At 45.1% G+C, this 11,713-nt stretch carries 12 protein-coding genes and 1 pseudogene; 9 read left to right on the plus strand and 4 right to left on the minus strand.

Annotated features, from left to right (window positions below):
- Nucleotides 1-136 precede the first annotated feature (136 nt).
- The gene (locus RID09_RS26700) at nt 137-1,519 is read left to right on the plus strand and encodes a cytochrome P450 (RefSeq protein WP_446338950.1); all 1,383 of its coding nucleotides are present in this window, start codon (nt 137-139) and stop codon (nt 1,517-1,519) included.
- Between the two features lie 82 nt (nt 1,520-1,601).
- Here the strand turns inward: RID09_RS26700 and RID09_RS26705 are convergent, their stop codons facing one another.
- The gene (locus tag RID09_RS26705) at nt 1,602-3,446 is read right to left on the minus strand and encodes an AAA-like domain-containing protein (protein ID WP_446338951.1); all 1,845 of its coding nucleotides are present in this window, start codon (nt 3,444-3,446) and stop codon (nt 1,602-1,604) included.
- Between the two features lie 136 nt (nt 3,447-3,582).
- Here RID09_RS26705 and RID09_RS26710 point away from each other — a divergent pair, with 136 nt between their 5' ends.
- Nucleotides 3,583-4,377, plus strand: coding sequence for a DUF4388 domain-containing protein (locus RID09_RS26710; protein WP_446338952.1), 795 nt, complete (start codon nt 3,583-3,585; stop codon nt 4,375-4,377).
- Between the two features lie 216 nt (nt 4,378-4,593).
- Here RID09_RS26710 and RID09_RS26715 read toward each other — a convergent pair whose 3' ends face one another.
- On the minus strand, nt 4,594-4,953 hold the full coding sequence (locus tag RID09_RS26715) for a winged helix-turn-helix transcriptional regulator (protein ID WP_446338953.1): 360 nt from the start codon (nt 4,951-4,953) through the stop codon (nt 4,594-4,596).
- 106 nt (nt 4,954-5,059) lie between these two features.
- Between RID09_RS26715 and RID09_RS26720 the strand changes: the two genes are divergently transcribed.
- Together RID09_RS26720 and RID09_RS26725 are read left to right on the plus strand one after the other, a co-directional pair.
- Complete coding sequence (locus RID09_RS26720) at nt 5,060-5,296, plus strand: CDGSH iron-sulfur domain-containing protein (protein ID WP_446338954.1); 237 nt, start codon at nt 5,060-5,062, stop codon at nt 5,294-5,296.
- A gap of 269 nt (nt 5,297-5,565) precedes the next feature.
- Nucleotides 5,566-6,264, plus strand: coding sequence for a pirin family protein (locus tag RID09_RS26725; RefSeq protein ID WP_446338955.1), 699 nt, complete (start codon nt 5,566-5,568; stop codon nt 6,262-6,264).
- A gap of 65 nt (nt 6,265-6,329) precedes the next feature.
- On the opposite strand, the gene RID09_RS26730 is transcribed toward RID09_RS26725, so the two are convergent.
- Entirely contained in the window at nt 6,330-6,953 is a 624-nt protein-coding gene (locus RID09_RS26730; protein WP_446338956.1) for a phosphoribosylanthranilate isomerase, read from the minus strand.
- 124 nt (nt 6,954-7,077) lie between these two features.
- On the opposite strand from RID09_RS26730, the gene psaK reads away from it, so the two are divergent.
- The 3 genes and pseudogenes from psaK to RID09_RS26745 form a co-directional block, all read left to right on the plus strand.
- Nucleotides 7,078-7,353 carry a photosystem I reaction center subunit PsaK gene (gene psaK / locus RID09_RS26735; RefSeq protein WP_446338957.1) on the plus strand — a complete coding sequence of 92 codons (276 nt, stop codon included), beginning with the start codon at nt 7,078-7,080 and terminating at the stop codon, nt 7,351-7,353.
- A gap of 107 nt (nt 7,354-7,460) precedes the next feature.
- Nucleotides 7,461-8,663: a site-2 protease family protein gene (locus RID09_RS26740; protein WP_446338958.1), complete on the plus strand. Its 1,203-nt coding sequence runs from the start codon at nt 7,461-7,463 to the stop codon at nt 8,661-8,663.
- Nucleotides 8,664-8,961: 298 nt separating this feature from the next.
- A pseudogene (locus RID09_RS26745) lies at nt 8,962-9,162 on the plus strand (DUF4915 domain-containing protein); the annotation flags it as partial.
- A 4-nt stretch (nt 9,163-9,166) separates the two neighbouring features.
- Here the strand turns inward: RID09_RS26745 and RID09_RS26750 are convergent.
- A complete protein-coding gene (locus RID09_RS26750) occupies nt 9,167-10,066 on the minus strand; it encodes a phosphodiester glycosidase family protein (RefSeq protein ID WP_446338959.1) in 900 nt (299 codons plus the stop codon).
- A 241-nt stretch (nt 10,067-10,307) separates the two neighbouring features.
- Here RID09_RS26750 and RID09_RS26755 point away from each other — a divergent pair, with 241 nt between their 5' ends.
- Nucleotides 10,308-11,054, plus strand: a complete 747-nt coding sequence (locus RID09_RS26755; protein WP_446338960.1) for a DUF6544 family protein — start codon at nt 10,308-10,310, stop codon at nt 11,052-11,054.
- 166 nt (nt 11,055-11,220) lie between these two features.
- Nucleotides 11,221-11,433 (plus strand): hypothetical protein, encoded by a 213-nt coding sequence (locus tag RID09_RS26760; RefSeq protein ID WP_446338961.1) that lies wholly within the window; start codon nt 11,221-11,223, stop codon nt 11,431-11,433.
- The last annotated feature ends 280 nt before the right edge of the window (nt 11,434-11,713 follow it).

Genomic DNA, 11,713 nt, shown 5'->3' on the forward strand with positions numbered 1-11,713 from the left:
GGAGGGGCAACCATACCCCTCCACCCCCTAAAAAAGTATGCTTCTTAAACCGCTACCGCGTGTTCCTCCCTGGTCTAAAGCTTGCCCGATAAGCGAAGCGAAGGGACACAGGGTTTCCCACAACGAAGGAGTTTTTATGAAATTCGTTAACGAGTTAAAAACGCCTGCTCTCTGGCAAAAGCTACAATGGGTTTTTGATCCGGTTGGTTATATGGAGAGTGCTGCTCAGCGTCATCCTGACCTATTCACGGCTCGGATTGTCTCGGAAAAACCCTTTGTTTTTGTCCACCATCCCCAAGCCTTACAGCAAATTTTAATCAATGATAGACAGAAGTTAACAGCTCCCGGTCATTTGAATACAATATTACAACCTTTAGTTGGTCAATACTCTCTATTTCTGTTAGACAGGGAAAGCCACAAACGAGAGCGAAAACTTTTGATGCCTTCCTTTCATGGCGATCGCATGCAAGTCTATGGGAAGTTAATTGGTCAACTCACAGAAAAGGTAATCAATAAACTTCCCCTGGATAAACCATTTAAAGCCCTTGATATTACCCAACTTATCACCATACAGGTGATTATACAAGTGATATTTGGACTCTATGACGGAGAACGGTGTGAACAGATTATCCAAAAATCTCGTGCTTTACTACGGTTCATGAACTCTCCATTAACTGCCAGTTTGCTATTTTTTGAATCCCTGCAAAAAGATTGGGGGATATGGAGTCCTTGGGGATACTTTTTATACTTGCAGAAGCAACTGGATAATTTGCTTTATGCTGAAATTAGCGAACGCCGTCAAAACCCTGATCCAAATCGAACGGATATCCTTTCTCTACTCATATCGGTTCGAGATGAAGCTGGTCAAGGCATGACTGATCAAGAGTTGCGCGATGAATTGCTTACATTTTTGTTAGCAGGTCATGATACAACAGCACTGGCAATGGCTTGGGGATTATATTGGATTCATCGTTACCCTGAAGTTCGAGAAAAACTAATTCAGGAGTTGAATAGCTTAGGAGATACACCTGATCCTCTAAGTATTTTCCGACTCCCTTATTTGACTGCTGTGTGTAATGAAACGCTACGGATTCATTCCATTGCGATGTTAAGTTTCCCCAGGGTAGTACAAGAACCGATTGAGTTACTCGGACATCAGTTAGATACAGGGACAATACTGACGGGTTGCTTGTATCTTACCCATCAGCGTGAGGATCTCTATCCAGAACCGAAAACGTTTAAGCCCGAACGATTTCTCGAACGTCAGTTTTCTCCATCTGAATTTATTCCCTTTGGGGGTGGAACCCGTCGTTGTATGGGTGAGGCGTTAGCCCAGTTTGAACTCAAGTTAGCTTTAGCCAAAATTGTGTCATCCTACGAACTGGAATTAGCTGAGAATCGACCTGTAAAACCTCAACGTCGAGGTGTTGTACTGGCGCCTAAAGGGGGTGTAAAAATGATCCTCAAGGGTAAACGGACTTCTCAAAATGAAAAGAACGCTTCCTTGAGTTTAGTATGAATGCCACTGAATTAAGGCTGGTGGGTAGTGCCCACCCTACGGTATATCAAGGGTTTTGGCACTACCACAATGCTTATTTTAGTTAAAAAATTAGTTGATAAAGGGCGATTGGTTTTTCGCTTTCCTCAAATTGTCGCTGTCCCATCGGTTGCGGTGGCTGGGGTAGATGGTTCGCGATCGCCTCATAAACGCTATGAGACATACAAATCCCGCCAGGAGGGGCTTCTGCGGTAAGATGATGGGCAATTTTGACACCGGGTTCACTAACGCCTGTGTAACAAAAAATAACATCTTCCCAATGGATGCCAATCCGATAATAGAGTTCTGGATTCGAGTCCCTTTGAATGGCTGATTGAAGGGTTAATTGAATCTCTTGGGCAAAGTTAACCGCTTGCAGGGAACTGGGAAACAGGATTAACATTCCCTGATCAATTGATTTGAGAATTTTGCCGTCAAATTCTTGAGTAAGCTGGACAAACAATTGCAAGTCTTGGTAAAGTTGATTAAAATTAGTTTCCGGATGCGCCAGCAGGTTAGTGGTTAAGTTGACCCCCTCAATCACCACTAGGCTAGCTGGGTGGGTTTCTGGGGATAATTTTAAGCCAAGGGGTTTTAGGCGATCGCGAAAATACTGGTGATACAATTGACAAGGCAGACTAACCTTGCCCTGATCAACCCGCACCAGTCCCAAATTCTGCAAGCGAGCGGTAATAATGGGATCAAATTCTACAGGTGTTGATGAATTAACCACTTGCATCAAGGCACTCATCAGTTCTGGAGCATCATGGAGATACCATAAGCACTGGTGCAAATGCTCCCGATAAATGTCTGTTTCCCCTGTAACGGTTGCCAAGAATTGGTCAATGGGAATCTTTTCTGTTTTAATTGCATTTAAAGTTAGCTGGACAAGATAAGGATGACCCCCTAAAAGCTGATACAATTGCTTGACCTGCTGGGGTTGCCAACTGAATCCATGGCGAATCACTAAATCTTGGACTTGTTCCCTGGTAAACTCTGGCAACTGAATCGATACATCTGCTGTAAACTCTATAGAATTAGCCCCAGACATGGCGTAAACTTCAGTAGAATGCACAATCACTAGGCGCAGGTTTTGCCAAATCTGGCTACATTTATCTCCATAGCTGGCTTTTTCACCCCAGGTTTGCAGCAAACTAAAAAATTCCCTAGCAATTTCTGGATAGTTAAATAGCACATCAGCGTCGTCTAATGCCAAAACCAAGGGATTACCGAGTTTTGGTAATAGATAGGTTTCAAAGTAATAGGTGCTGTTGGCATTTCCGCCATATATATCATCCCAATAGATTGGCACTTGATGAGGTAAATCCAACCCCCGTGTCACAACCGCGCAAAACCATTGCAGGAATCGATTTAAATCACGGAATATCGAGGACTCTGCTAGTTGAACATTTAAGGCGATTGTATGAAAGCCTTCCTCTCTAGCTTGCTGAAGGATTCGCGTCATCAGAGAGGTTTTTCCCATCTGTTTAGGGGCAACAATTTGGATGGAACTCCCCGGTTGCACCAGGGTTTCATGACAAAGGGATTCAATGGGCAGACGTTCGATATAAAAGGGAGAATCGAGAGGGACTGGACTTTTGAGCGGAACTTGATCATAATTAGATGATTTGCTGTCTGCTTTGGTATAATCATTAGGATTAAGCGTCAGATCAAAGGCGCTGAAATAAGACATCAACGTTTTGCGATCAACAGGTATTGTGCGCCGTCGTACCTTGATCAGGGTGTTTGGGCTTAAATGGGTACGTTCACTTAATTGTTCCAGGGTGTAGGGTTTGCCCCCATTATCTTGAAATACTGATTTGCGCTGCGCTGCATTTAGGCGTTGCCAACCTTGAACAGAAAGAATAACTCCCCGTTGACGCTGGGGAGGCTGATGTCTTCGTGGCATTCAGGTTAAAAGTCAGAATTTGGTTAAACCGTTTATTCTAAGCGGAAAACGTGAAAAAACGGTGAACGCTTTACCTGAACCAGCCAAATTTTCCATCAACATCACCAAGTTAGTCGTTAAGTTGTGAACTTAACTTGTGATCTTGCGTTGTGTTATTTGGGGAGTAAGGGCAAACTGCAAGAAACAAGTTGATAGGGCAAGTGCCTTAGTGATTACAATGATGGGTATTATCGGTACTTTAAGTGACGTATCCTTACCTGAGATTTTTCAGTTACTTGAAAAGGGCAAAAGAACGGGACTGTTGACGATTCGTGCTTTTCCTCCAGCCACTGGGACTTACTACATCTGGGTCAAACAGGGTCACATTGTCGCGGCGGCGCATCGGCGAGATGGGCAAGGTTTAATCTCCCTTATTGCCAAATGTAAATTGGTTAGCGATCGCGTGTTAACTAAACTGGTTAAATGGTGTTGTCCTGTCAATCAACCATTAGGCGTATGTTTAAAACAACAAGGGGTTTTAACTCGCTTAAATTTAGAACAACTGTTTCAAATTCAACTGTTGCAGCAATTGTCTGTGCTTTTTCAACTGCAAGATGGTTCTTTTCGATTTGATTCCATGGCTGTAATTCCCACTCAAGAAATGACCGGGTTAAGTATTCCGGCGACAGAAGCAACTTTAATGGGATTGCGTGTTTTACCCAATTGGGATATTTTGGCGGCTAAATTACCTGATCCGAATCACGGTTTACTCAGTACAATTGCGGGTTATCCTTCCTATCGGCTAGATACATTAGAATGGCAAATTTGGCAGTATAGTAAAGGGGCGGTATCTCTTCATGCCATTGCCCAACATCTAAAATTTCCCGTAGAACAGGTTCAACATATTGCCTTTAGGTTGATTAGTATGGGGTTAGCTGAAGCAATACCTTAAAGCCCGTTCTTAGTCAGCGCTTTAGCACTATAAGTAGCCTTGAGTTTCAACCCAAGGCTAAAAGCTAAAGTTGTCTAAAGACGACTGAATCAGAGTTTTGGATTTTAATATCTTAATGGACTTGAGCTAAATTGAGAGGAGTTTGAATGTCTTATCAGGTATCGGGCTTAATTTATCTCAGTAAGCTTTAGCTTACTTTCGCTTTGACGCGGAAATTTATTTCCCGGCTATACTCTGTTTTTGATCATCCCAATCTAGATGTTTTACCCCCCATTCATGCATCGCCTCAAGAATCGGTTTGAGACTCTCGCCTAATGGTGTCAAAGAATACTCAACTTTTGGCGGAACTTGCAGATAAACCTGCCGATGTACAATACCATCAGCTTCCAGTTCTCGCAATTGTTGCGTCAGCATTTTCTGGGTAATACCATGTAAAGCCCGATGTAACTGACCAAAACGCTTCACCTCTTCAAATAATTCCCGCAGAATCAAGACTTTCCAACGACCGCCAATAACCTCTAGTGTGCGTTCTACAGGACAAGTGGCGCGTTGACTCTCTACGCTTTTGGTTGCCATAGTATCTTTTTGGTAACTAGCTTACTTTAAAGTGCATACTTCCTATAATAGCTGTATAGGTTTTATAGTTGAACTATACAAAATCTAATGTTTTGAGGGAACACTGATGAGTAATCCGATTATTGCTGATAAAAAGCCAGCGGTTCTAGAACTCGAACCAGGAACGTATTATTGGTGTCGTTGCGGTAGTTCTCAAAAACAACCATTTTGTGATGGAGCGCATCAAGGTACAGATTTTGCGCCATTATCTTTGGAGGTGAAAGAAAAACAACGAGTGGCTTTGTGTAATTGTAAATATACAAAGAATTCTCCCTATTGTGATGGAACTCATAGTCAACTTTAAAGGCGACTGGAAGTCGCAGCTACACTTGCCTTGCCTCCGCAAGGCAAGGACTAGACTATAGCATTTCTCATAAAATGAGATACAGGGGGTGAGGGCGCAAGGATAGTGCCCCTACATTCGCCTCTTCTATGGGTGTACCTCACGCATGTGGGAACTGCTATAGAGAAAAAGTACATTTCAACGCAAGTAGGTTGGGTTGAGGGGCGTAGGCGCAGCCTTCTTTCCGAGCAACCCAACACCATCATTAACTTGGACAGGACAAAGGACAAATGATTAACATTCGCAAATCTCAAGAACGAGGACATGCTCATCATGGTTGGTTAGACACCTATCACACCTTTTCATTTGCTAACTATTACAATCCGAACGCTATGGGATTTCGTACCCTGCGGGTTATGAATCAGGATCAGGTTAGTCCGGGTGCAGGATTTGGTACTCACGGACATCGGGACATGGAAATCATTACCTATGTTTTAGATGGAGCGCTAGAACATAAAGATAGTATGGGAAATGGTTCCGTGATTTATCCTGGTGATGTACAACGGATCAGTGCGGGTACAGGTATCCGCCATAGTGAATTTAATCATTCAAAGACAGACTCAGTTCAGTTCTTACAAATTTGGATTTTACCCGATAAAAATGGACATAATCCTAGCTATGAACAGCATAACTTTGGCATCGCCAAGCATCCCGGACAGTTTCATTTAATTGCTTCAGGTGATGGGAGAGAAAAATCCCTAACAATTCATCAGGATGTAAACTTATATGCAGCCATCTTGACAAAGGGCGATCGCATCACTCATTCTCTGGCACCTCAACGTTATGGTTGGCTACAGGTAGCGCGAGGTAGGATTACGGTGAACGGGTTAGCTTTAGAGTCAGGTGATGGTGCGGCTTTGAGTGAGGAAACAGATGTGGTGATAGCCGCGACAATTGATGCTGAAATTTTACTCTTCGATTTGGCATAATCTGAACGCTTGGGGGTGCATGCGGTAAGAGAGATCCCCCCAACCCCCCTTAAAAAGGGGGGCTTTCAGAGAATTTGTTGAAACAGTAAAGCCACTTTATCCAAATCTTTATCTCCTGGAGATCGCTCAACGCCACTCGATACATCAATCCCATTGGGGTGCAATCGTTTCAGCGCTTCGAGAATGTTCTCTGGGGTTAAGCCGCCAGCCAGAAACCACGGTAAAGGGGGATGAAATTCAGCCAGGGTTTCCCAGTCGAGAGTCTTACCCGTACCCCCTAGCATCTGGGGATGGTAAGCATCCAGTAATAAGGTATCGACGTAATTGACATAGCGATAAGCTAAGTGTAAATCATCCGGGGTTTTCACCCTCAGGGCTTTGATCATTTCAATCTCAGGTAAGAATTGCCGCAGTTGGGTGCAAAATTCGGGGGATTCATTACCATGGAGTTGGATAGCACTCAATCTCCCTGGGACAACCGTGGCGCAGATTTCTTTAACCGAGGCGTTGGCAAATACGCCGACAGTATCCACCGATATCGTCAACGAGTCTACGATCAACCCGATTTGATTGGGGGTAACATAACGGGGAGAAGCCGGTACACAAATGAATCCTAGGGCGGTTGCACCCATTTGCGCGATCGCTTGTCCTTGTTCTGGTTTGGTAATGCCGCAAATTTTTACCCGCATCGATAGCAATGGTCTCCTTTTATCGTCAAATTGTTAAATATTAAAACATTTTGTTAATTTTCTCTCCAGAATTTTTTATTATTTGTTCAATTGTGTCTGTTTATCAAGCAAAGGAGAATATACAATGCTTAACATAATATTCGCGGCGGTTCAATCCACTGTACCTCCAACCCCCTCATGGACACCCACCGTTGGGCTAGTGATGATTATCTGTAACCTGGTGGCAATTGTTGTAGGTTACTACGCGATTCAGAATCCTGGCGTAGGACCCGATTTACCCCTGCCTAAACCTGCCATTTTCAAGCGTTTCGGTGTAACTGAACTGTTGGCGACGGCTAGTTTGGGTCATCTTATTGGTGCGGGTGTGATCTTGGGATTGACAAACGCGGGAGCGCTCTAAGTTGGGAGGCTCAGATCCCCGGCGTCTTGAAGCAGTCGGGGATCGAAAAGCTGATATCGTAGAATACGGCAACCCCTAGTCTAGGTAAACGCACAGGAAGAAAAACGTTGGTACAGTCAAATTGGCGAATTGGCTCCTTATTCGGAATACCATTCTTTATTGACCCATCGTGGTTTTTTATCTTAGCCCTAGTCACCTTCATTAAGGCGGGGAATTTCGATGGGAGTTTTCAGTCAATTTCCGCCTGGAGTCTAGGGTTGGTGATGGCGCTATTATTGTTTGCCTCAGTGTTATTACATGAACTGGGGCATAGTTTAGTGGCGCGATCGCAGGGAATTAAGGTAAATTCGATTACTCTGTTTATCTTTGGCGGCGTGGCGGCGATTGACCGGGAATCCCAGACTCCGGGTGATGCCTTTCAAGTCGCGATCGCAGGTCCTCTGGTTAGCCTCTGCCTTTTTGGTCTATTCTATGGGTTAACTCAGGCACTGCCGACGGAAAATGTGGGATATCTGGTGGCGGCGGATCTGGCAAGAATTAATCTGGTATTAGCCCTATTTAATTTAATCCCTGGATTACCCCTTGATGGTGGACAAGTTCTCAAAGCGGCAATCTGGAAGCTGACAGGGAATCGCTTGCGCGGGGTGCGTTGGGCTGCACAGGCGGGGAAAGTGATCGGCTTTTTCGCGATCGCGCTATCTGTAGGACTGGCGTTATTAACTGGAGTCTGGACAGTGCTTTGGTTGGCGTTGATTGGCTCTTTTGTGTATCGCAATGCCAATGCTTATGATCGCCTGACAATTTTACAAGAAATCTTACTCCAGCTTCAAGCCTCTGATGCCATGACCCGCGATTTTCGTGTCCTGGATGCCACAATGAGCTTACGGTCTTTGGCGGATGAGTACATTCTGGCAGATATTCAGACGCATAAGCCCTATTATGCCGCGTCGGAGGGACGTTATCGCGGTTTAGTCAAGATTCAAGATTTACAAACAATCGAACGCAGTCGCTGGGAAACGGAGTCCCTGGAGAGTCTGGTTCACCCGTTATCGGACATTGCCACAGTCGAGGAGAAAACCCCATTAATAGAGGTGATTAAGACTCTCGAAACCTGTCAGCTAAAGCATATTACCGTACTTTCTCCCGCCGGCGCGATCGCCGGTGTTATTGACCGAGGCGATATTGTCCAGGCTGTTGCAGGGCGTCTGAATCTGCCGATTTCCCAGGATCAAATCCAGCAGATTAAGGCAGAGGGGAGTTATCCATCCTGGTTAAAACTTTCTGCGATCGCTCAAGCTACAACGTCCTAAAAGGCACAATGAAAATTGACTATAGTTTTGTATAAAATAATTAGTTAAACGGGATATACATACTAAAACAGCACATCTGTCAAGTTTTATCGTGTAGGGGCGGGTTTTACGGATAATGTTTGGCAAAAACGGATAACTTGACTAAACCCGCCCTGATTCAAAATTCACTGGTGATCCCACGGTTTCGACATTCAGAGTTCTAGATGCCAAATCTTAGTTAAATAAATGTAATATTTAGCAATAAGTTGTTACATCAAAGTCCTATTTATGAAGATTCAGTGAAGATGTGATTTGACTTGACTGTCTTTATGTGCCACAAGTGAATTATGTTACCGGGGACTTAGATGTCCATGATGTGGCGGTGGTCGATCCCCCCCTTTTGAAGGGGGGGTTAGGGGGGGATCATCCAATCTTTGTCAATACCCTATTTAGCTGTTTGGCGACAGTGAGCGAAACCCACAGTTTTACTCCGGTGTGGCAACCGCCGTTTATTTCTAAACCATTCAAACTCTGAATAACTGAGGCACAATAGGTCGTTCTCCCCGTTGAAACTTTTGCCAAGTCTCTCGTAAGAATGTTGGTGCCGGATGATGAGAATCATACACAACAATTGCGTTCGTGAGCGTCCGTTTTGGATTCACCAAAATCCTCCCCCTGTGGTATAATGCGCTAGATGCTCCGCCATCTAAATTCATCGCCTCACTACACCCAATTGCCCGCATTACCTTCGCCTCTCGCCATAAAGGTAAGGGGACTAAAAACGTGACCAAGATTAATTTTTTCCCACTGGCTGGAAACCCGATCGCACAGCGATGGGCTACACCCATAACACGCGGATCAGTAAATCCTTCACTACGCGGCGCTAACCAAACTTTCCCTTGTCTCAAAAGTCTAGGTCCCCCTGTCAGCGAAAACCAATGTTGACCCCAATCAGGTGTTCCATCCACTCGCGCTGTCACTAATTCCGGTTGGTTTCCCACCCGCAATCCCAGTGTTGTACCATAATTTTCCCAGGGACTGTATTTAAGAAACATCCCGGCTGATACTATATTTCCCATCAGCCGTTTTGGATCTTGCTTACTAAAAAATGTGCCATTCGCAACGATAGCAGCATGATAGCGGCTAACCATATTACCAAAAGATTCCTCACCAATCGTCCCTTGATGATTTCCCAGAGTGGAATTATTAGCTAAGCCAATGGCGATAAAAGTATTTGGGTTTGTCAAATCAATGTGGGTTTGATACAGGGGAACTCCCAGAATCGTACTGCGCCGAAGACTGACAGACTCGGCGGCGACTGGAGAAATAAGTCCTAACCCTTGGGCGAAAGCTGCACCACCAAGGACAAGAAATGAGCGTCGGGTGAGTTTTCGGTGATGGCTGGATAAGTTTTGATGTGACATTGGTACAATCTCAACAGGACTAGCCGTTATAAACACCAACCTGATGCGCTGGGTTTATAACTGGGTGGATTGCAACCTGGTGATTAGTGATTGGGGAAGAGGGAAGGTTTGTGTAGTATTAGAATAGGGTTCCTCGTTCCTGCAGTAACCTGATGAATAGGTTTGCTTCGCTGACAATAAATACTGGGTTATAAAGATTAATCCGGACAATTGTTTTTAAGTATCGGGGTTGAAGGTAACTATGAGTAAAGCGGTTTCCCTGGACGAGTTATGGGAGTCAACGCCACCTAGTGAGCAAGTTTTTCAACCCGATCAAGTGGTAGGGCTTCCTGATGCGGTACAAGGCTATCTGAACCATGCGATCGCGCCAGGAACAAAATTAGCCTCTGCGGTGCGACTGCGGATGCATGGCGAAATCAAACTGCGGGGTTGGCTTCCTTTTACCGCAGAACAAGTCATCTGTTGGCGTCGAGGGTTTATCTGGCGGGCGGCGGTACGGATGTATGGTTTACCGATTTGGGGTTCGGATCGGCTTGTGGATGGTGTTGGGGCGATGCGGTGGAAGCTGTTAGGGCTGTTTCCGGTGGTAACGGCTTCGGGTGAGGATATGACGCGATCGGCTGTAGGGCGAATGCTGGGGGAACTTTTTTGGTTACCCTCTGTTCTATGTCAACCAGATGTATCCTGGACGGCATCAGATGCGGTTCATGCCCATGCTAGTTTAACCCGATTTGGGGAGAGTACAGAACTTATCCTCACGGTTGATAATCAAGGGCGGTTAGAGAGTGCCAATCTGAGGCGTTGGGGTAATCCTGAAGGTGCTGAGTTCCATTATGCAAACTTTGGCGGTTTTATAGAGGAAGAAGGAACGTTTGGCGGCTACACTATCCCCACTCGCTTATTGGGTGGATGGCATTTTGGCAGTGAGCGCTTTGAGTCAGAAGGGGCATTTTTTAGAGCAACTATTGATCAAGCAATCTATCGTTAAACCTCTTGTCGGGGCGACTTGTTTGCATAAATTAACAACTAGAGAAACAGGGCGGGTTTAGTCACATTGAGGTGCAACCGAAAAGATAGTAGTAAAACCCGCCCCTACAGAGGATCGGGTCGCCCTCTCCTCAAAATTTGGTTTAGAATCTATTAAAACACTGGAATTGTTTCTCCAAGTCTGGGAAAATGCTCAGGAGTTGCCCCGACTGCAAAACGATTTAGCCGACAAGATAGCTATCGTCACCCGCCTTGTTTCTTGGAAACCCCAGGATAGTGATTTACTCCAACGCCATTACAATAACCTCAAGGCGGGAAACTTCTCCCAAGCTGATACTGTGGAATCAGTCATTCAGGATTTACGCTCAATGAAAAATTGAGGGGGAGCCTGTAGAGCCGACGAAAGTCGGGGCGGGTTTAGTCATATCTATTGTGCAACCGAAACGATAGTCGTAAAACCCGCCCCTACACAATCCAAACCGGGAACAGAACCCAAAACCCTGCAACAATCGATAACATAATTGACATCCTCCCCCGGCTAAAGAGCGCGGGGGATTCCTCACCACGCCACCTTTTTAGGGGTGGTCGCTGATTGGGGTTGACGCTTCGCTGAAGGTTGCCTCCAAATGAGGTCTTACACCCTCTCCACGTCCGTTTATA

The sequence above is a fragment of the Coleofasciculus sp. G1-WW12-02 genome, from assembly GCF_040219735.1.
Classification (GTDB): Bacteria; Cyanobacteriota; Cyanobacteriia; order Cyanobacteriales; family Coleofasciculaceae; genus Coleofasciculus.